This is a genomic window from Streptomyces sp. NPDC052079, assembly GCF_040680275.1.
In the GTDB taxonomy this organism is placed as follows: Bacteria; Actinomycetota; Actinomycetes; order Streptomycetales; family Streptomycetaceae; genus Streptomyces.
Genome location: NZ_JBFAWL010000001.1, coordinates 396,518 through 416,833, shown reverse-complemented (window position 1 = coordinate 416,833; position 20,316 = coordinate 396,518). Strand labels below are relative to the sequence as shown.

Sequence of the window (20,316 nt, the reverse complement as noted above, 5' to 3'; positions counted from 1 at the left end):
CACCAGACGGGCGGCCTCCGAGCGCCGGACGCGGGAGGCACCAGACGGGCGGGCGCGGGTGCCAGACGGCCAGGCGGGGGTGCCGGATGGGTGACTGGGGGCAGGCGCCGGACGGGTGGGGGTGCGGCGCCAGAACGCGGCTCCGGGGCGAATTCCCGGGAGTTTTCCACAGGGGTGGGTATCGGGTTGGCCAATTGTCGGCGTGGTCTGGTTCGCTTGTGACATGGAGATTCTCTGGGTCCTGATCGCGCTCGTCATGCTCGGCTTCGTGGTGTTGCCGTTCCTCCGGCGCCGGCGCGGCGCGGTGGGACTGGTTCCGCCCGGCCACCCGGACGCGGCGGACCCGGCGAACTACGGCTTCGCCCGCGAGGAGGAGCTGGACGTCCGCATGCCCGGCCCCGACCAGGACCTGCTGGACGTGCTGGACCTGGTGCAGCGCACCCAGGACTACCGCGCGGCGCAGCAGTTGCTGGCCGGCACCGACGCGGACGGCGAGCTGCGCTGGCAGCGCGTCCAGGCCTTCGCCGGCGCGGCCTCGCTGGAGCTGGCCCAGCGGCCCGGCGGGGTGAGCGAGGCGCCGGGCGGGCAGTGGCTGCGGGTCTGGCGGACCGAGGCGCCCAAGGACGCGGGCGGCGCCGCGGTGCACGCCGAGTTCCTGGTGCAGCAGGCGTGGCGCACCGCGACGCCCGGGACGGACGCGTTCCGGATCATCATGGAGGAGGCGAGGACGGCGTCCGGCGAGGCGGCGCTGCTGGCTCCGGGTGACCCGGTCCCGTACATCGTGGAGCTGTCCGTGGCCCGCGGACTCGGCTACTCCCAGCAGGACTTCGAGCAGCTCTGGCTGAAGATCCTCGACCGCGCCCCGGCCCACATGGGCGCGCATCTGGCCGCGCTGCAGTACTGGTGCGAGAAGTGGCACGGTTCGCGGCAGCTGGCGTACTCCTTCGCGGAGGCCGCCGCGGCGCGGGCGCCACAGGGGTCGCTCCTCGCCGCCATGCCGCTCTTCGCGGTCTTCGAGCACCTTCCCGAGGTGACCCTGGTCGCCGGCTTCTACCAGAGCGAGGTCGTCAGCAAGGCGATCCACGGCGCGCTGCACGCGGTGCACTCGGCCCGCCCCGACGACCCGATGCTGGCGCACGTGCGGCACATGCTGGTGTTCTTCCTGGTCCGCGCGGAGCGCTGGGCGGAGGCCATGAGCCAGCTGATACACATCGACGGCCACGTGGGCGCGCTGCCCTGGACGCTGTCCGCCGACCCCGCCGCCGAGTTCGCGGTCTACCGCGCCCTGGCGGTCGCCGGCTACGAGGCGAACGGCGGCAGCCCGGCCACCCTGCCGCACTGAGCCCGCGGCCCCGTGGCACGTACGACGGGACGGCCCGCCGGAAGCGGTGCTTCCGGCGGGCCGTCCCCGGGTTCCGGGACCGTCTACTTGCCGTAGTAGGCGTTGTGGACCGAGATCGTCGACTTGTTGCCCTTCTTGTCGGCGACCTTGGCGTGGAAGGAGACGGCCTTCCCCTTGGCGGGGTTCTTGAAGGTGATCTTCCCCTTCTTGACCGTGGTCTTCTTCCAGGTCTTGCCGTAGTCGTAGGACACGTACACCGACAGGGACTTCAGGTTCCTGCCCTTGGCCGCGCCCTCCACGGAGACCGGAACGGTGACCTTCTTGCCGGCCGGCACCTTGCTGTCCAGCCCCGTGGCCGCGAGGAAGCGGACCGTGGAGGCGGGCAGCTGCTTGAGGTCGGCCGTCTTCTTCGAACGGAACGTCCAGCTCGCGTCGATCCGTGTGGATGCGGCGGCGACCTTGGCGCTCCGTTTGACCGAGGTGGTCAGCCGGTACGAGGCGTCACCGGACGGAACCTTGAACTCCCCCTCGCCGAACAGCGGGTCGTCGTGGGAGCCGACCTTCTTGCCGTTGCGGTAGAGGCTGGTGGTGGCCGAGGTGTACGCCGAGAAACCGTGGTGGCCCTTGCCGTCGGCGAACAGCGGAACCGTCCCGGAGATGGTGTTGCCGTCCCGGAAGATGCCGGAGTCGGAGCCTAGGCTCGGGCCGAAGACGGCCGTGTTCACGGTCTCCTGGTACGTCCTGCCGGCCTTGAGGCTCTTCCCGGTGGCGATGAGGTACCCGGCGTCGGTGATGGGCCAGCCGTCCTCGTCGACACCGCTCTGCTGCTCGAAGTCGAGGTCCCACCGGACCCCGCCCCCCGCGGACAGGTGCAGGGTGCGGCTGCTGGGCAGGCTCTGCGCCTGGCCGAACACGGAGGCGCCGCTGCTCGCGGGCAGCGAGCCGTAGGCGCCCACGACGCCCTTCTTGCCGCTCGCCGCCGCACCCATGCCCACCTTCACCGTGGCGAAGTCGCCCGCCTTGTAGTGCCGGGTGTAACCGGTGGCGAGCTTCTTCACCTTGGCGCCGACGACGGTGTCGTACTGCTCCTTGCCGCCCTTGCTGAAGTGGGCGTCCCACTGCTGGTATAGCGAGCCGCCGAACTGCGGACCGAGGTGGGCGGAGCGGAAGTTGTCGTACGAGTCCAGCCACCAGCCGAAGGCCTGGCTGCTGTCCTTGGTCTCGACGGTGTACTCGGCCGAGGCGAGTTCCGGCCTGGCCTTGTTGTCCGCCACGGTGATGTTCACCGGCTTGGCCTTGCGGGCGTCCAGGGTGACCGTGGTGTTCCTGCCGACGTCCAGCTTCGGCTGGGCCAGCCAGTCGACGCCCTCGTACTTCTCCGGGTCGGCGCCGACGAAGATCCCGGTGTCCAGGGCGTAGCCGCCCTTGGGCACGCGGAGCGTGACAGTGCCGTCGGCGTCGTAGGGCTGGTGCCACTGGCCGGCGCCCAGACCGGAGAGGCCGGCCAGACCGGCGACGTAGTTGGTGGCCGGCTTGCCGGTGCGGTCGAGGAACTTCAGCTTCACGTCGTACGACTGGACCTCGCGCAGCACCGCGGCCGCCGTGCGCACGGTCTGCCCGCCGCCCGTCGCGACCACGTACGCCGAATACGCGCCGTCGACCGTGCCGCCGAGCCGGGTGTCGACGGTCAGGTCCACTGAGGCCTTGCCGCCCGCCGGGACCGTGACGGTGGTGGCGCCCAGCGTGAAGAAGCCGGCCGGGGCGGCCTTGCCCTTGGGGTTGGTGGCGGTCGACGTCAGCTTGAGCGTGACGTCCTTGGCACCGAGGTTGCGGTAGGTGATCTGCTCGGTGACCGGCTTGTCGTCGGTGTGCGGCCACTGCTGGACGCCGAAGCTCAGCGACACCGGCTCGGCGATCAGGGTCTGCTTGATGGCCTTGTCGACCTGGACCCGGCCCGAACCCTGTTCGAACGGCGTGTACGTGCCGCCCTTGGTGGACGCGGTGAGCGCGCCCTTCAGCTCCGCGGAGGACCACTGGGGGTGCTGCTGCTTCAGCAGCGCCGCGGCGCCCGCGACGTGCGGGGTGGCCATCGAGGTACCCGAGATGGTCATGTACCCGGCGGGCTTCTCGCCGACCTCCTTGGCGATGTCGTTGCCCTTCGCCGAGGCGGCCGTGATGTCGACGCCGGGAGCGGTGACGTCCGGCTTGACGGCGGCGTCGCCGACGCGGGGGCCGGTGGAGGAGAAGTCGGCGAGCCGGTCCTTGCCGTCGACGGCGCCGACGGTGAGGGCGGCGTCCGCGCTGCCGGGCGAACCGATCGACCGCGGGCCCCCGTTGCCGGCCGCGATGGCGAAGAGGATGCCCTTCTCGGCGGAGAGCTTGTTGACCGCCGCCTCCAGCGGATCCACCTCGGCCGTGTCCACGCCGCCGAGGCTCATGTTGACGACGTCGGCGCCCTGTGCGGCCGCCCACTCCATCCCGGCGAGGATGCCGGAGTCGTCACCGGAGCCGGAGTCGTCGAGGACCTTGCCGTTGAGGACCTTGGCGCCGGGGGCGACGCCCTTGTACGTGCCCTTGGAGCCGGCGCCCGTACCGGCCGCGATGGACGCGACATGGGTGCCGTGGCCGGCCTTGTCACCGGCGGTGGGCGCGCCGGTGAAGTTCTTGGAGGCGGTCACCTGGCCCTTGAGGTCCGGGTGGGCGGCGTCGACGCCGGTGTCCAGGACGGCGATCCTCACCCCCTTGCCGTCGTAGCCGGCCGCCCAGGCCTTGGGCGTGCCGATCTGCGCCACCGACGTGTCCAGGGCGGCCTTGCGGACCCCGTCCAGCCACACGTGGGCGACACCGGAGGCGGTCCTGTCGCCGTTGGTGACGGCGTCCCACAGTTCGGAGGCGCCCTCCTGCGGGGTCTGCACCGCGTCCGCGTTCAGGGTCTTCAGCGCCCGGCGGACCGTGCCCGCGTCACGGACGTCGGCCTTGGCGGCCTTCGCCCCGCCCTGGTAGCCGACGATGACCTTCAGGCCCCGCTTCTGGGAGCCGCGAGTCGCGGACTTGTTCAACTCGGTGATGTCGAAGAGCCGTTGGTCCAGTTTTCCGCTCGCGATCAGCCGGGCGGCGTCCACCGGTATCACCAGCGTGTGGCCGCCGCTCCTGCGGACCTGGACGGGTATGTGCTCCCGGCCCTCGGCCCGCTCCAGCCCGACGACACGGCCCTTGGCGTCCACCGCGACCCGGTCGCCCGTGATCAGCGTGATCCGGTGCTTGGCCTTGGGCGCGTTCGGCGCGGAAGCCGCGGCCGCCGAACCGGCCGCCGTGCGCTGCCCGTTCGCCGACGCGGGGCCGGCCATGCCCGCCGCGAGCGCCACAGCCGTCGCCGTGGCGACCGTGGCCGCGCACGCTCTCTTCACTTGTCTGCGCAAGGTTCCCCCTAGCGGAGTTGCCGGGTGAAGGAGAGTCACCCGGCCGGGGGCGGTCTCGTACGCATGCGCGCACCCCCCGGTTCGCGCAGTATGCCGAGGGCTGTTCAGGTGCCTCAACCACTACGGGCCGGGGGTGCCGAAGTCGACGGGTGACTGCAATGTGGACGCCGGAACTCCGTTACACAACCGCGTGGTTGGGGTCCGAGAGGGCCCCGGGCGCCAAACGGCCGATGCCCCCGTCCGCTCCCGGAGGAGGGGACGAGGGCATCGGCCGGGTGGGTGGGGTGCCTCCGTGTCCGGAGGGCGGCGTCAGACGGCCGAGCCCGCCTTCCACTGCTCCCAGCTCATGTTCCAGCCGTTGAGGCCGTTGTCCGGGGCGATGGTCTTGTCGCCGGTGTTCTGGACGACGACCACGTCACCGACGATCGAGTTGTCGTAGAACCAGGAACCGGGCGTCTTCGGGTCGTCGGCGCCCTTGGTGTCGGCCAGGCCGATGCAGCCGTGGCTGGTGTTGACGCTGCCGAAGATGGACTTGGCGCCCCAGTAGTTGCCGTGGATGAAGGTGCCGGAGGTGCTCAGACGCATGGCGTGCGGCACGTCCTTGATGTCGTACTCGCCCTTGCCGTCGTCGTCGGTGAAGCCGACCGTCGCGCCGTTCATCCGGGTCTCCTTGAACTTCTCGGAGATCACCATCTGGCCCTCGTACGTCTTGTTGTCGGGCGCGCCGGCGGAGATCGGGATGGTCTTGACGGTCTTGCCGTCCTGCGTGACCTTCATCTGCTTGGTCTTGGCGTCGACGTAGGAGACCTGGTTGCGGCCGATCTTGAAGGTGACCGTCTTCTGCTGGACGCCGTAGACGCCCCCGGCGCCCTCGACACCGTCGAGCGCCAGCTTCAGCGTGACGGTGGAGCCCTCCTGCCAGTACTCGTCGGGTCGGCAGTCCATGCGGTTGGCGTTGAACCAGTGGCAGGCGACCTCCTGGCCACTGGTGGTGGAGACGGTGATGCCCTTCTGGACCGCGGCCTTGTTGGTGATCGCCTTGTCGAAGTTGATCGACACCGGCATGCCCACGCCGACCGTGGTGCCGTCGTCCGGGGTGAAGTTGCCGATGAAGCTGTTGGCCTGGGAGACCGTGGTGAACGACGCGTTCTCGTGGGCGACGAGGCCCTCGGAGTCCTCGGCGGTGGCCGTCACCTTGTAGGTGGTGGCGCGCTCGAGCTGGGCGCTGGGCTTCCAGCTCTTCTTGTTGGCGGATATCTCACCCTCGACGGCGGTGCCGTCGGAGGTGGTCATCTTCACCTCGGTGAGTGTGCCTTTGCTCACGGTGACGGCGGCGGAGTTGTTGATGGAGGCGTTGTTGGAGCCGTCCTTCGGCGTGATCTTGATCTGGGCCTCGGAGGACTTCTTGGCCGCCGCCTCGTCCACCTGGGCCTGCGAGGTGTCCTTGCCGTCGCCGGAGGCGCTGTCGTCACCGCCGGAACACGCCGAGAGCACCAGCACTCCGCCGAGCAGAGCGGACGCGGCCGCCAGACTCCTGCGCCGCTTACCGTCCGTCATCACACGCTTCTCCATCGTTGCCGAATCCCAACCCCACGAGTCCCCGGCGCGAAGCCGAGGGACCTCGTCCACAACCCTCAACGCTACGACCGGGTGATCCGGTTCCCTACGGTCCGGGGGTGTGGGGCTCACCACGTCCTCGGGGCGAATGGTGAGGACGCCGGTCCGTGCCCCCCTGTGAGACGTCGCGCCCCCGGTGGCGGTTGCCGACCGGGGTCCAGATTTCCCCAAGCGGCTCAGCCCGCCCGGCCTGCCCCGTCCTCGTCGTCGTAGGACTCGTCGTAGGACGCCTCGTCGGACTCCTCGTCATCTTCCCCGCCGAGGTCCCATTCCGGCGAGTCCGGGTCGTAGTCGATCCGCTCACTGCTCCAGGAGGCCTGCAGGAGTTCGACTCCCGGCACCTCGCTGACCAGGCTGAACGGATCCACCAGATACGCGAGGGCCTCCGCGGTGTCCGCCGTCACAGCGCTCTCGTCGCGTTCCCGCTCCCCGTCCGGCACATCGCCCTCGTCCGCGATCCTGCGCAGCGCTGCCTTGGTCACCGCGTCCTCGTCGTCGATTTCGACGACGAGCTCGGCGCGAAGCCGTACAAACCGTGATGTCTCTCGAGTGCTCATCCCCGGAGCGTACGGCTACGGGCCCCCGTGACTTTCCCGTGACCCGCGATTTTCACTACCATCGGCCCACACGGCCAATTCGCCAGCGCCACAAGGGGATCGATATTCCGTGTCATCCGCGCTCCGTCCGTTGCTGACCGCCACCGCCGCGGGCACGCTGCTGTGCGCCCTGTGGTTCGTCCCGTCCGCCAACGCGTCGTCGGACACCCCGGCGGGGGACGCCCCGTCGGCGAGCCCCTCTCCGCGGGTCACCGAGCAGGCGAGAGTCGTGTCCGGCACCACGTCGGTGTCCCTGGAGGGCACCGGCCAGGAGGTCCGCCTCGCGGACACCGGCAGCTTCGACAGCACCCCGTACGTCATCGGCGGCACGGCCTCGCTCGCCCTCGGCGCCGGCTTCGTCGTCTATTCGGTACGCCGGGAGCGGCTGGACTTCTGACCGAAGGCCCCGCGACGGCACATCCCGCGGGGCCCGGCCGGGTCAGCGCAGCGGCCCGGTGACCGTCTCGACGGCGCCGACCAGCCGCCCGTCACGCACGAACGCGCCGGCCGCTTCGAGGTCGGGCGCCAGATAGCGGTCCGGTCCGGGGCCGCCCACTCCCGCCTCCCGAACGGCCTCGATGACGGCACGCGTCGCCGGCGCCGGCGTCAGCCCTTCGCGCAGTTCGACGGCCCGCGTGGCGGCGTACAGCTCCACGGCGACGACCCGGGTGAGGTTCTCGACGGCGGTCCGCAGTTTGCGTGCGGCCGACCAGCCCATCGAGACATGGTCCTCCTGCATCGCCGAGGACGGGATCGAGTCCGCCGACGCCGGTACGGCGAGCCGCTTCAACTCGCTGACCAGGGCGGCCTGTGTGTACTGAGCGATCATCAGACCGGAGTCGACACCGGGGTCGTCGGCGAGGAACGGCGGCAGTCCGTGGCTGCGGTTCTTGTCCAGCAGCCGGTCGGTGCGGCGCTCGGCGATGGAGGCGAGGTCGGCGACGGCGATGGCGAGGAAGTCCAGGACGTAGGCGACGGGCGCCCCATGGAAGTTGCCGTTGGACTCCACCCGCCCGTCGGGCAGCACCACGGGATTGTCGACGGCGGAGGCGAGTTCACGCTCGGCGACCAGCCGGGCGTGGGCCAGGGTGTCCCGTCCGGCTCCGGCGACCTGCGGGGCGCAGCGCACGGAGTAGGCGTCCTGGACCCGGGGGGCGTCGTCCTGATGATGGCCCGTCAGCCCCGAATCCTTCAGTACGGCGAGCATGTTGGCGGCGCTCGCGGCCTGACCGGGGTGCGGGCGGATGGCATGCAGTTCTGGGGCGAGCACCTTGTCGGTGCCGAGGAGGGCCTCCAGGCTGAGGGCGGCCGTGACATCGGCGGACCTGTAGAGGAGGTCCAGGTCGGCGAGGGCCAAGACCAGCATGCCGAGCATGCCGTCGGTGCCGTTGAGGAGGGCGAGACCTTCCTTCTCGCGCAGTTCGACGGGGCGGATGCCGTGTGCGGCGAGCAGCTCACCGGCCGGCCGTACGGTCCCGTCGGGGCCCTCTGCGTCCCCCTCGCCCATCAGGGTGAGGGCGCAGTGGGAAAGCGGGGCCAGGTCGCCGGAGCAGCCCAGGGAGCCGTACTCGTGGACGACCGGGGTGATCCCGGCGTTGAGTACGTCGGCCATCCTCTGCGCGACCTCGGGCCGGACTCCGGTGCGGCCGGAGCAGACGGTCTTCAGCCGGAGGAACATCAGGGCGCGGACGACTTCCCGCTCCACGCGCGGCCCCATGCCGGCGGCGTGCGAGCGGACGATGTTGCGCTGCAGCTGAGCGCGCAGCTCCGGGCTGATGTGCCGGGTCGCCAGGGCGCCGAAGCCGGTGCTCACCCCGTAGACGGGATCCGGCTTGGCGGCCAGGGCGTCCACGATCTGGCGGGACGCGGTGAGGGCGGCCACCGCCTCCGCGGACAGTTCGATGCGGGCACCGCCTCGCGCTACGGCGAGCACGTCGGACGCGGTCACGCCCGCTGTCCCCACCACCACAGTGTGCATATCCATATTCAGGAGCGTACGCAGTGAATTCACTGATGTCACCCCCGGACGCGCCCCTCGCCCCTTACCGATACGTCACGCCCTACGGCGAATGCCGCCCCCGGAACCGGCGCCGCTCCCCGTCCGACGCCCGCGACGGCTCGTCCGCGAGCCGCACGACGGGATCGCCGGGCCCCTCCCGCCCGGCCACCACGGGATGGACGGCCCGCTCGGCCTTGGCCCGGTACTGCGCCGCGTCGGCCAGCCGGAACAGCCGCCGGGCGGAGTGCACCGGTCCGATGGGGTCCTCGGTGGACGCCACCCCGCAGGCCACACCGTCCCCGAGGCCCAGCTCCATGGCCCGCCGGCACACCTCGTCGGCCGCCTTGACGACCTCGTCGGCCGACGGCCCCACCGCCAGCAGACAGAACTCGTCCCCACCGAGCCGCGCCGCCAGCGCCCCGGGCAGCATGGCCCCGCACAGCGACAGCACGGTCCCGAACCGCTCCAGCAGCCGGTCCCCGACGGCATGGCCCAGCGTGTCGTTGACCCGCTTCAGCCCGTTCAGATCGCACACGACCAGGCTCACCACGGCCCCGTCCTGCCGGTGCCGCTCCACGGCCTCGTCGAGCCGGGCGTCCACGGCACGCCGGTTGGCCAGCCCGGTCAGCGAGTCCGTGAAGGCCAGCCGCTCGGCCTCCTCCAGCCGCTCCGTCTGCGCGATCCCGGCGGCCACCACGGAGGCCAGCACCGTGGCGAAATCGGCGTCCGCCCGCCCGAAGACGGGCACACGGGCCGGCCGGGCCACATACAGCTCGCCCCACGCCCGCCCGTGCAGCACGATCGGCGCCACCACACAGCACCCGCGCCCCCGGCGCCGGAGGGCCGCGACCCGCTGGTGGCAGTACCCGGGCCGCCCCGCGGAGGTCCCCTCGGCGGTCTCCACCCACGCGTCGGGCTCACCGCCGCCCGCCCACCGCTCATGCAGAAACTCGGTGATCTCGGCGAACTGGTGCACCGGATAGGACTCGTCCTCGGGGAACTCCTCCTCCCCCTCGGCCAGCTCCCCGACATTCACCAGCACCCGCAGCCGTCCGAGCCCGCGCTCCCACACCGACAGCGCGGCGAAGCTCCCGCCCAGTGCCCGGCAGGCCCCGCCGGCCGCGGCCCGCCAGGACTCCCGCGGACTCTGCGCGGCGGCCATGCCCTGGGCCAGCGCCACCACGGCCGCCAGCCGGTTCTCCTCACCCATGCCCCCAGATTAGGGATGTCCAAGACCAATCGGGACATCGAGGAAGCGGCTCATCACTCGCCGGGCCACTGCGGTCTGCGCTTCTCGTTGAAGGCGGCCACTCCTTCCGCCCGGTCCCCCGAGAACGCCACCGACCGCCAAGCGGCGTCCTCGACCTCGAGCCCGGCGGACAAATCCAGCCCGTACCCCAGCCGCAGCGCCCGCTTGGCCGCCCGCAGCCCCACCGGCGAGTTCCCGGCGATCCGGGAGGCCATGGCGAGGGCCTCCTCACGGTCCCGCCCCTCGTCCACCAGCACATCGACCAGCCCCAGCTCCCGGGCCTCATCGGCTTCCACCCGGCGCGCGGTGAAAATCAGCTCGGCGGCGCGGGCCGCCCCCACCCGCCGGGGCAACAGCTGCGTACCACCCCCGCCCGGAATCACCCCGACCGACACCTCGGGCAGCCCCATGACCGCCGTACGGTCCGCGACGATCACATCGCACGACAGCGCCAGCTCGAACCCGCCCCCCAGCGCGAACCCGTGGACCGCCGCCACCGTCGGCACCGGCAGCTCCAGCACCCCGGTGTACGCCGCGCGCGCGACGGGCCGCTGACGCACCAGATCGGCATCGCTGAAGGAATTGCGCTCCTTGAGGTCGGCACCCACGCAGAACGCCCGCTCGTGCGACGAGGTCAGCACCACCGCCCGCACCCCGCGGTCCCCGGCCAGTGCCGCACAGGCCCCGGCGACGGACCGGGCCATCTCGGTCGACACGGCGTTCATGGCCTTGGGCCGGTCGAGGACGAGCTCCGCGACATGCCCCTCGTCGCGCCGGCGCACCAGCACGAACTCCCCGAACCGTTCCTCACTCATGACACCCTCCGGTTAACGCGGGTTAACTTCACTCGCTTCCGATCATCGCAGTCGACGCCCGCACGGAAAAGGGCGCACGCCCGGTTCCCTCATCACCCCCCGCCCACCCGTTCGAGTGACATACGGCCGACTCCGGCCCTCCGCCCCACAGGAGCGCATAGCGTGCGCACACCGCGGCGCGTCGGGGGCGCGCGGCAGGGGAGGAAACACGATGACACCGAAGACACCAGACACGGCCGGGCAGCCCGGCCGCTTTCCCCGCATCCGGGGCCGTCACCGCAAGCCCCGCCCCCGCAAGGTACTGCTGGCCGCGGGCGGCCTGGCCCTGGCCGCGGGCGCCGTGACCGTGATCCGCCTGACCTCGGCACCCGACGGCGGGACGGACATCGGCGTGGAGGCGGGCCCACGCCCCACCCCCCACGCGGAATCGACCACCCCCACCCCGGCGTCACCCCCTCCCAGCGGCCGGGCGACCACACCGGCCCCCGAGGCGAGCCCGTCCTCCCCCGAGGCCCTGGGCGGCAAGAACAAGGCCCCCCTCACCCCACCCGAGCAGTCACCCACGCCCCGAACCACACCACCCACCACCACCCCGGAGACGCCGACCCCACCGCGGAACACCGCGCCCAAGACACCCCCGCCCGACACCCCGCGCACCCATAACCCCCCGCCACCCGACCGCGGGGAACCGGCCCCGAACCACCCGGACGGGCCGCCCCCCAAGCCCACGCCCAAACCCAAGCCCGAACCCGAGCCGGACCCGGGCCTGTGCGTACCGATCATCGGCCTGTGCATAGGGGCCGTGGACGCCGACTAGGAAGACGCAGCGGACGGAGCAGCCCCGTCCCTCCGGGTGAGCAGCCAGGGCTCCACCACACCGAGCCCACGCACCGGCCGCTGCCACATCGGCTGGAGCGCGAACCGGTACGTCGGCGGCTCCTTGCCCTCCTTTTCCGCCTCGGCCACCGCCTCGGCGGCCGCCGCCTCGGAGGGGGGCGCGTCACCGTTACGGATCAGCTCCTCGGCGAACGCGGTGTCGACGAGCACGGCGTCGCGGGGGGCTATGGAGGTGAGCCGGGACGCCAGGTTCACGGTCGTACCGAACACATCACCCATCCGGGTGGTCACCGTGCCGAACGCCATGCCGACCCGCAGCTCGGGCATGGTCTCGTCGTTCGCCATGGTCTCGATCAGACGCAGCGCGATCTCGGCGGCGGTACCGGCGTCGTCGGCGGCGTAGAGCACCTCGTCGCCCAGCGTCTTGATCAGCCGCCCGCCACTCGCCGCGACCAGGTCGGCGGCGGTGGTCTCGAAGGCCTCGACGAGCTCGCCGAGCTCCTCCTCCTCCATCCGCCGGGTCAGCCGCGTGAACCCCACGAGGTCCGCGAAGGCGACGGCCAGCCGCCGGTCGACCATCTCCTCGTCGTCCGCCCCCTGCACGACCCGGCCGGCGGAGGCGGCGAGCTGCCGCCTCCAGACGTACACCAGGAACTCCTCCAGCTCGGGCAGGAGCAGTTCGACGATCGGATACGTGACCTCGGTACGGGTCATTCCCGGCTCGGGCGGCTCGGTCAACCCTTCCAGGAAGGAATCGATCTGCCATTCGGCCAACCGTGCGGTGGTCTGCCCGGTGGACCGCGCCACCTGCACGGCCATGGCCTCGCTGAGCAGCCCCGCCTCCACCAGCCCGGCGAGGCGGCGCAGCGCGAGGACGTCCGCTTCCGTCAGGGCCTTGGCCTGGCCGACGTCGGCGAAGCCCATGGCCCGCCAGAAGCGGGTGGCCAGCTCCATGGTGACGCCGGCGCTGCGAGCGGCCTGAAACGGTGTGTAACGGCGCTCGGCGCCCAGAATGAGCTGTTCGAGGCGCAGAGCAAGCGGATCCTCGCCGGCGCCCTGCGCGTCCGTTCCGGAACCCGAGTCGTCGACGGTCACGCGTTGCTGCCCTTCCGATCTGCCATGGCCATGTATCGACCGGGCTCAACTCTACGGCAGGTGTGCGCCAGCTCACTCCGTTAGGTTGAGCCGGGGGGTGCCTTGGCGCTCCGCTGCCTGCAGGTGCCCGGCGTGGGTGTGGGCGGGGGGTGTCTGCGCGCCCGGGCACCTGAACGCTGACCGCGTGGGGTGCCGACCGGGGGTGGGCTGCGCAGCCCGGCGCCTCAACGCTGACCGCGTGGGTGCCGACCGGGGGGTGTCTGCGCGCCCGGCGCCCGAACGCTGTCCGCGTGGGTGTGGTCCGGGGGGTCTGCGCAGCCCGGCGCAGGCGGGGTGCCGTCGCGCCCACCCGTGCCGCCCTGGGGGTACCTCCCAGGCCTTTGAGGCACTGGGGGAGGCACGACTGCCCGCGGATCGCGGGAGCGGCAGCGGGCCGCGGAGGGCGGCTCCCGCGGATCGCGGCAGCGGCGCGGGAACGGCGGCCGGCCGCGGAGGGCGGCATGACTGCCCGCGGATCGCGGCAGCCGGGGGCGGCGGGTGGGCCGTGGGTATGGCGCCGACGGCGGGGAGGGGTCGGGGCGGGGGTGTTCGCCCGCAGTGGCTGGCGCGTCGGCGCCGGTCAGCTCCACCGACAGAGACAGTCGCGCCGGTCCGAGGACGGACACCCCGACCCGGCCCCGCACCACCCACCCAGCGTGGGCGCACCCACAGATGCGCCGCAGGCGTCAGCCCGTGCCCGTCGTGGGCCGCAGGTGGATGATGTCGCCCGCCCCCACCGGCTCCTGCACGCCCGACTCCGTGGCCAGCACCAGTCGCCCGTCGCCGTCCACCGCCACGGCCTCCCCCACCACCGACCGGTCCCCCGGCAGTTCCGCCCGTACCACCCGCCCGAGCGTCGCGCACCCCGCCGCATACGTCTCCTGCAAGCCGCACGCCCCCGCGTCCCCGCCCGCAGCCCGCCACCGCCCGTACCACTCCTCCAGCGACCGCAGCATCCCCCGCAACAGCGGATCCCGGTCCGTGCTCACCGCCCCCGCCAACGCGAGCGACCCCGCAGTGGGCACCGGCAGCTCGTCGGCCCGCAGGCTGACGTTGATCCCGACCCCGATCACCACCCCGTCGTCCCCGGCCCGTTCCGCCAGGATCCCCCCGGCCTTGCGCTCCTCGCCCCCGACCGTGACCAGCAGGTCGTTGGGCCACTTCAACGCCGTATCGACCCCCGCGGCCCGCGACAGCCCGGTCGCCACCGCGACCCCGGTGAGCAATGGCAGCCAGCCCCACCGCGCCACAGGCACCTCGGAAGGCCGCAACAGCACGGAGAAGAACAACCCCGAGCGAGCCGGCGCCGTCCACCGCCGGTCGAGGCGCCCCCGCGCGGCGGTCTGCTCCTCGGCGACGAGAACGACCCCCTCCTCCAGCTGACCCCCGGCCGCCCGGTCCACCAGATCGGAGTTGGTGGACCCGGTGCGCTGCACCACGTCCACCTCCCGCCACAGAGTCCCCTCCCGCACCAGCCCCCGTCGCAGCACGGAGGCATTGAGCGGAGGCCGGTCCAAATCGGACCACCGGCTGCGGGCGGGTTCGGAGCCGGGTTCGGAGTTATCTCGCGGCGTCATGCAACCCACACTAGGTGTGGGAAACACCGCACTGCCGATCGGAAAGCCCCGCACTACGCTACGGATGAGTAACCGTCCCCCCTTTTGAGCAGGCAGGGAGCCGCATCCCGATGTCCGAGCCGGAAGAGCAGCAGCCTGACATTCACACGACCGCGGGCAAGCTCGCGGATCTTCAGCGTCGTATCGAAGAGGCGACGCACGCCGGCTCCGCACGCGCCGTCGAGAAGCAGCACGCCAAGGGCAAGCTGACGGCTCGTGAGCGGATCGACCTCCTGCTCGACGAGGGTTCCTTCGTCGAACTGGACGAGTTCGCCCGGCACCGCTCCACCAACTTCGGCCTCGACGCCAACCGCCCCTACGGCGACGGCGTCGTCACGGGCTACGGCACCGTCGACGGCCGCCCGGTCGCCGTCTTCTCCCAGGATTTCACCGTCTTCGGCGGAGCCCTCGGCGAGGTCTACGGCCAGAAGATCGTCAAGGTCATGGACTTCGCGCTGAAGACCGGCTGTCCGGTCATCGGCATCAACGACTCCGGCGGCGCCCGCATCCAGGAGGGCGTGGCCTCCCTCGGCGCGTACGGCGAGATCTTCCGCCGCAACACCCACGCGTCCGGAGTGATCCCGCAGATCAGCCTGGTCGTCGGCCCCTGCGCGGGCGGCGCGGTCTACTCCCCCGCGATCACCGACTTCACGATCATGGTCGACCAGACCAGCCACATGTTCATCACCGGCCCGGACGTCATCAAGACGGTCACCGGCGAGGACGTCGGCTTCGAGGAACTCGGCGGCGCCCGCACCCACAACGCCACCTCCGGCGTGGCCCACCACATGGCCGGCGACGAGAAGGACGCGATCGAGTACGTCAAGCAGCTCCTCTCCTACCTGCCGTCCAACAACCTCTCCGACCCCCCGGCCTTCCCGGAGGAGGCGGACCTGGCGGTCACCGACGAGGACCTCGAACTCGACACGATCGTCCCGGACTCGGCCAACCAGCCGTACGACATGCACGCCGTCATCGAGCACGTCCTGGACGACGGCGAGTTCTTCGAGACCCAGCCGCTCTTCGCGCCCAACATCCTCACGGGGTACGGCCGCGTCGAGGGCCGCCCCGTCGGCATCGTCGCCAACCAGCCGATGCAGTTCGCCGGCTGCCTGGACATCACCGCGTCCGAGAAGGCGGCCCGCTTCGTGAGGACCTGCGACGCCTTCAACGTCCCGGTCATCACCTTCGTCGACGTCCCGGGCTTCCTGCCGGGCGTGGACCAGGAGCACGACGGCATCATCCGCCGCGGCGCCAAGCTGATCTTCGCCTACGCGGAGGCCACGGTCCCGCTGATCACCGTGATCACCCGCAAGGCGTTCGGCGGCGCGTACGACGTCATGGGCTCCAAGCACCTGGGCGCCGACCTCAACCTGGCCTGGCCGACCGCCCAGATCGCGGTGATGGGCGCACAGGGCGCCGTCAACATCCTGCACCGCCGCACCATCGCCGAGTCGGGGGACCCGGAGGAGGCCCGCGCGCGGCTGATGCAGGAGTACGAGGACGCCCTCCTCAACCCCTATGTGGCGGCCGAGCGCGGCTACGTCGACGCGGTGATCATGCCGTCCGACACCCGCCGCCACATCGTCCGCGGGCTGCGCCAGCTGCGCACCAAGCGCGAGAGCCTGCCCCCGAAGAAGCACGGCAACATCCCCCTGTAGAGACCTGTAAGGAGCCGTTGTGATCAAGGTCGTACGGGGCAACCCGACCCCGGAGGAGCTGGCCGCCGCACTGGCGGTGGTCCGGGCGCGCGCCGCGGCGGCGTCCGCCGTGCCGTCCGGCGCGCCCTCACCCCGTGACTCCTGGTCCGACCCGTCCCGCATCGCCGCCCACCCGCTGCCGCAGCCGGGGCCGGCGTCGTGGTCGCGTACGTACTGGCCGGGCGCGTGACGACGACGGGCCGTACCTGAGGTACGGCCCGTCTTGGGCCCTGCTCGCCCCGTGTCTCCACCCTGCCAAGTTGAGTACGCGTACTCAGGCGCCGTCCGTCGGCTCGGCGCGACGCTGGTGGCATGCTGTGGTCCGACCCCGAGAACGAGCCGCCGAAAGAACTGCGCGACATGCAGGAGATGCTGCGGCGGCTGGGCGTTCTGGTGGCTCTGGCCATGGTGCTCGCCATGCTCGTGATCGGCGTGAGGTGAGTCATCCGGGTGACGTGGATACGCTGACCGCATGACAGATCACCTGCGCCGCCGCCTCGTGCTCGCCTCCCAGTCCCCCGCCCGGCTCGGACTGCTCCGCCAGGCCGGACTGGCCCCCGAGGTGGTCGTCAGCGGGGTGGACGAGGACGCGGTCACCGCCCCCACCCCCGCCGAACTGGCCCTCGCCCTGGCCGAGGCCAAGGCATCCGTCGTCGCCGCGAAGCCCGAGGTCAAGGGTGCGCTCGTGATCGGCTGCGACTCGGTCCTGGAGCTGGACGGCCAGGCCCTCGGCAAGCCCGCGGACCCCGAGGAGGCCACCGCCCGCTGGAAGGCCATGCGCGGCCGCGCGGGCACACTCCAGACCGGCCACTGCGTCTACGACACCCTCAGCGGCCGGTACAGCTCCGCCACCGCCTCCACCGTCGTCCACTTCGGTGACCCCACCGACGAGGAGATCGCCGCCTACGTGCGCTCCGGCGAACCGCTCCACGTCGCCGGGGCGTTCACCCTGGACGGCCGCTCGGCGCCCTTCATCGACGGCATCACCGGCGACCACGGCAATGTGATCGGCATCAGCCTGCCCCTTGTCCGCCGTCTGCTGGCCGAGCTGGGCGTCGGCATCACGGAGCTGTGGGCGCCGCCGGAGGAGTGACCGGCGAGCCGTCGGTACCGCCCGGGGCGCCAGGGGTGCCAGGACCGCCGGCGCCGTCTTTCGATGCGGCGTCGGCAGGTTCGTCCGGTCGGCCGTCGTACGTCATCAGGAGCAGCACGACGAGGCCGAGTACGCCCACCATGTACAGGAACGCCGTCCAGCCGACCAGCCCCCAGGCGAACGCGCCCAGCAGCCCGTGCACCACCGCGGCGCTGATCAGCAGCATCCGGCCGACGCCGGCCGGTGCCCGGTCGCGCAGCGCGACCAGCAGGGCCACCAGGCCGCACAGCGCGAAGTAGAGGCCGAAGAGGACTCCGCCGGCCTTCGACGACACCGACATCATGTGCGGGTCGAGACCCGCCAGCGACATGTCCTGCCGGTCGACGACGACGCCCAGGAACCAGTTCACCGCCGCGATGCCGAGCCCCTCGGCGAACAGTACGAGCGCCACGACCCACGCCACCGGTCTGCGCACCACCGGTCCCCACCCACTTCCGAGCACGACTGTGGTTACCCCGAGTATGTTCGGGCCGACGCGAACGCTACTAACCGGTAAACCTCGGGACAAGGGGCCGGCGGCGAGCAAAGAATCATTGGGCCATTCGTAGGGACTCCACAAAGAAACAGAGTGGGCCGCAGCACGCTCTTACAGAGACCTTGAACACACAGGACGGCTAGGGTTTCCGGGAGGAGTCCTGCGTACCGAGGTGTGACAAGGGATTTCGCGGGTCGAGCAAGCCTCGCATCACGCTCCGTGTGGGCAAGCTCACCACAGGGGACGGGTCGTAGTGCCGTGTCGGCAGTCCCTAAACTCGGCTTGTTTCAAGGAGGGAGCCTCAATCGTGCGCAAGGTGCTCATCGCCAACCGTGGCGAAATCGCTGTCCGCGTTGCCCGGGCCTGCCGGGATGCCGGAATCGCGAGCGTTGCCGTCTACGCCGACCCGGACCGGGACGCTCTGCATGTCCGCGCCGCGGATGAGGCGTTCGCCCTGGGCGGTGACACTCCCGCCACCAGTTACCTCGACATGGACAAGGTGCTGAAGGCCGCGCGTGAGTCGGGTGCGGACGCCGTGCACCCCGGCTACGGCTTCCTCTCCGAGAACGCCGAGTTCGCGCAGGCGGTGCTGGACGCGGGGCTGATCTGGATCGGCCCGCCGCCGCAGGCGATCCGCGATCTGGGTGACAAGGTCGCCGCCCGGCACATCGCCCAGCGCGCGGGTGCTCCGCTGGTGGCGGGTACGCCCGATCCGGTGAGCGGCGCGGACGAGGTCGTCGCCTTCGCCGAGCAGCACGGGCTGCCGATCGCCATCAAGGCCGCGTTCGGCGGCGGCGGGCGTGGCCTGAAGGTCGCCCGGACGCTGGAGGAAGTGCCGGAGCTGTACGACTCGGCCGTGCGGGAGGCCGTTGCCGCGTTCGGGCGGGGCGAGTGCTTCGTCGAGCGCTACCTCGACAAGCCGCGGCACGTGGAGACGCAGTGCCTGGCGGACCGTCACGGCAACGTGGTCGTCGTATCCACGCGCGACTGCTCGCTGCAGCGGCGGCACCAGAAGCTGGTCGAGGAGGCTCCGGCTCCGTTCCTCTCCGACGCGCAGGTGGCCGAGCTGTACTCGGCGTCCAAGGCCATCCTGAAGGAGGCCGGTTACGTCGGTGCCGGCACCGTGGAGTTCCTCGTGGGCCTCGACGGGACGATCTCCTTCCTGGAGGTGAACACCCGTCTTCAGGTGGAGCACCCGGTGACCGAGGAGGTCGCGGGCATCGACCTCGTGCGGGAGATGTTCCGCATCGCGGACGGTGAGGAGCTGGGATACGACGACCCCGAGCTGCGGGGCCACTCGTTCGAGTTCCGCATCAACGGGGAGGACCCGGGGCGCAACTTCCTCCCGGCTCCAGGCACGGTCACGACGTTCGCCCCGCCGTCGGGTCCCGGTGTGCGGCTGGACGCGGGTGTCGAGTCCGGGTCGGTCATCGGTCCGGCGTGGGATTCGCTGCTGGCGAAGCTGATCGTCACCGGGCGTACGCGCAAGGAGGCGCTGGAGCGGGCCGCTCGGGCGCTGGAGGAGTTCCGGGTCGAGGGCATGGCCACGGCGATCCCGTTCCACCGTGCGGTGGTGAAGGACCCGGCGTTCGCTCCGGAACTCACCGGTTCGGCGGATCCGTTCACGGTGCACACCCGGTGGATCGAGACGGAGTTCGTCAACGACATCAAGCCGTTCGCCGCGGCAGCGGTGGACGCGGACGCCGAGGAGGACGCGGGCCGCGAGACGGTGGTCGTCGAGGTCGGCGGCAAGCGGCTCGAGGTCTCGCTGCCGGCGTCACTGGGGATGTCCCTGGCCCGTACGGGTCTGGCGGCGGGCGCCAAGCCGAAGCGGCGGGCGGCGAAGAAGTCCGGGCCGGTGGCTTCGGGCGACACGCTGGCCTCTCCGATGCAGGGCACGATCGTGAAGATCGCCGTGGAGGAGGGGCAGGAGGTCGCGGAGGGCGACCTGGTCGTCGTCCTGGAGGCCATGAAGATGGAGCAGCCCATCAACGCGCACCGGTCGGGCACGATCAAGGGTCTGAGCGCGGAGGTGGGGGCGTCGGTGACGTCCGGCGCGCCGATCTGCGAAATCAAGGACTGACGCTCGGGCGCGGCTGCGTGGTGGGCGGATGCCTGCGGCGCAGCTTTCCCCCGGCGGGGGTGCGCGTAGCGCCCACGGCGGGTGGGTGGTGCGGTGCCGGGTCGGGGATGTCCGTCCTCGGACTGGCGCGACTGTGCTTCTCGATGGAGCTGACCGGCGCGGACGCGCCAGCCACTGCGGGCGAACAAACACCCCCGCCCCGACCCCTCCCCGCCGTCAGCGGCATACCCACGACCCGCCGCCACTCCCGCCCCGCCGCCTCCGCGCCCCGCCACCGCTTC

The 20,316-nt window shown here is 71.5% G+C and carries 17 protein-coding genes; 8 read left to right on the top strand and 9 right to left on the bottom strand.

Annotated elements, in window-relative coordinates; translation table 11 throughout:
- Positions 1 to 223: 223 nt before the first annotated feature.
- On the top strand, positions 224 to 1,342 hold the full coding sequence (locus AB0L56_RS02050; protein ID WP_361021841.1) for a hypothetical protein: 1,119 nt from the start codon (positions 224 to 226) through the stop codon (positions 1,340 to 1,342).
- 83 nt (positions 1,343 to 1,425) lie between these two features.
- Here AB0L56_RS02050 and AB0L56_RS02045 read toward each other — a convergent pair whose 3' ends face one another.
- The 3 genes from AB0L56_RS02045 to AB0L56_RS02035 all read right to left on the bottom strand — a co-directional run bounded on the left by AB0L56_RS02045 (position 1,426) and on the right by AB0L56_RS02035 (position 6,935).
- Complete coding sequence (locus AB0L56_RS02045) at positions 1,426 to 4,689, bottom strand: S8 family serine peptidase (RefSeq protein ID WP_365418820.1); 3,264 nt, start codon at positions 4,687 to 4,689, stop codon at positions 1,426 to 1,428.
- A 381-nt stretch (positions 4,690 to 5,070) separates the two neighbouring features.
- Positions 5,071 to 6,318, bottom strand: coding sequence for an Ig-like domain-containing protein (locus AB0L56_RS02040; protein ID WP_361021838.1), 1,248 nt, complete (start codon positions 6,316 to 6,318; stop codon positions 5,071 to 5,073).
- A 236-nt stretch (positions 6,319 to 6,554) separates the two neighbouring features.
- A complete protein-coding gene (locus AB0L56_RS02035; protein ID WP_365417885.1) occupies positions 6,555 to 6,935 on the bottom strand; it encodes a hypothetical protein in 381 nt (126 codons plus the stop codon).
- 109 nt (positions 6,936 to 7,044) lie between these two features.
- Between AB0L56_RS02035 and AB0L56_RS02030 the strand changes: the two genes are divergently transcribed.
- Complete coding sequence (locus AB0L56_RS02030) at positions 7,045 to 7,371, top strand: LPXTG cell wall anchor domain-containing protein (RefSeq protein ID WP_365417882.1); 327 nt, start codon at positions 7,045 to 7,047, stop codon at positions 7,369 to 7,371.
- A gap of 42 nt (positions 7,372 to 7,413) precedes the next feature.
- Here the strand turns inward: AB0L56_RS02030 and hutH are convergent, their stop codons facing one another.
- The 3 genes from hutH to AB0L56_RS02015 all read right to left on the bottom strand — a co-directional run bounded on the left by hutH (position 7,414) and on the right by AB0L56_RS02015 (position 11,037).
- Positions 7,414 to 8,952, bottom strand: a complete 1,539-nt coding sequence (gene hutH, locus AB0L56_RS02025) for a histidine ammonia-lyase (RefSeq protein ID WP_365418817.1) — start codon at positions 8,950 to 8,952, stop codon at positions 7,414 to 7,416.
- 82 nt (positions 8,953 to 9,034) lie between these two features.
- Positions 9,035 to 10,183, bottom strand: a complete 1,149-nt coding sequence (locus AB0L56_RS02020) for a diguanylate cyclase (RefSeq protein WP_365417879.1) — start codon at positions 10,181 to 10,183, stop codon at positions 9,035 to 9,037.
- 53 nt (positions 10,184 to 10,236) lie between these two features.
- The gene (locus AB0L56_RS02015; RefSeq protein WP_365417876.1) at positions 10,237 to 11,037 is read right to left on the bottom strand and encodes an enoyl-CoA hydratase-related protein; all 801 of its coding nucleotides are present in this window, start codon (positions 11,035 to 11,037) and stop codon (positions 10,237 to 10,239) included.
- Between the two features lie 211 nt (positions 11,038 to 11,248).
- On the opposite strand from AB0L56_RS02015, the gene AB0L56_RS02010 reads away from it, so the two are divergent.
- A complete protein-coding gene (locus AB0L56_RS02010; protein WP_365417873.1) occupies positions 11,249 to 11,854 on the top strand; it encodes a hypothetical protein in 606 nt (201 codons plus the stop codon).
- Here AB0L56_RS02010 and AB0L56_RS02005 read toward each other — a convergent pair.
- Both AB0L56_RS02005 and AB0L56_RS02000 read right to left on the bottom strand, forming a co-directional pair.
- Positions 11,851 to 12,969, bottom strand: coding sequence for an adenylate/guanylate cyclase domain-containing protein (locus AB0L56_RS02005; protein WP_361021820.1), 1,119 nt, complete (start codon positions 12,967 to 12,969; stop codon positions 11,851 to 11,853). The genes AB0L56_RS02010 and AB0L56_RS02005 overlap by 4 nt on opposite strands.
- A 725-nt stretch (positions 12,970 to 13,694) precedes the next feature.
- Positions 13,695 to 14,585 carry a biotin--[acetyl-CoA-carboxylase] ligase gene (locus AB0L56_RS02000; protein ID WP_365417870.1) on the bottom strand — a complete coding sequence of 297 codons (891 nt, stop codon included), beginning with the start codon at positions 14,583 to 14,585 and terminating at the stop codon, positions 13,695 to 13,697.
- A gap of 110 nt (positions 14,586 to 14,695) precedes the next feature.
- Between AB0L56_RS02000 and AB0L56_RS01995 the strand changes: the two genes are divergently transcribed.
- The 4 genes from AB0L56_RS01995 to AB0L56_RS01980 all read left to right on the top strand — a co-directional run bounded on the left by AB0L56_RS01995 (position 14,696) and on the right by AB0L56_RS01980 (position 17,417).
- Entirely contained in the window at positions 14,696 to 16,285 is a 1,590-nt protein-coding gene (locus tag AB0L56_RS01995) for an acyl-CoA carboxylase subunit beta (protein WP_365417867.1), read from the top strand.
- A 19-nt stretch (positions 16,286 to 16,304) separates the two neighbouring features.
- Positions 16,305 to 16,514, top strand: a complete 210-nt coding sequence (locus tag AB0L56_RS01990) for an acyl-CoA carboxylase epsilon subunit (protein ID WP_365417864.1) — start codon at positions 16,305 to 16,307, stop codon at positions 16,512 to 16,514.
- Positions 16,515 to 16,636: 122 nt separating this feature from the next.
- A complete protein-coding gene (locus AB0L56_RS01985; RefSeq protein WP_361021807.1) occupies positions 16,637 to 16,765 on the top strand; it encodes a hypothetical protein in 129 nt (42 codons plus the stop codon).
- Between the two features lie 31 nt (positions 16,766 to 16,796).
- Positions 16,797 to 17,417, top strand: coding sequence for a nucleoside triphosphate pyrophosphatase (locus AB0L56_RS01980; RefSeq protein WP_365417861.1), 621 nt, complete (start codon positions 16,797 to 16,799; stop codon positions 17,415 to 17,417).
- Here AB0L56_RS01980 and AB0L56_RS01975 read toward each other — a convergent pair.
- Positions 17,386 to 17,895 (bottom strand): hypothetical protein, encoded by a 510-nt coding sequence (locus AB0L56_RS01975; RefSeq protein WP_365417859.1) that lies wholly within the window; start codon positions 17,893 to 17,895, stop codon positions 17,386 to 17,388. The two genes, AB0L56_RS01980 and AB0L56_RS01975, sit on opposite strands and share 32 nt — an antisense overlap.
- 364 nt (positions 17,896 to 18,259) lie before the next feature.
- Between AB0L56_RS01975 and AB0L56_RS01970 the strand changes: the two genes are divergently transcribed.
- On the top strand, positions 18,260 to 20,035 hold the full coding sequence (locus tag AB0L56_RS01970) for a biotin carboxylase N-terminal domain-containing protein (protein WP_361021798.1): 1,776 nt from the start codon (positions 18,260 to 18,262) through the stop codon (positions 20,033 to 20,035).
- Positions 20,036 to 20,316 lie beyond the last annotated feature (281 nt).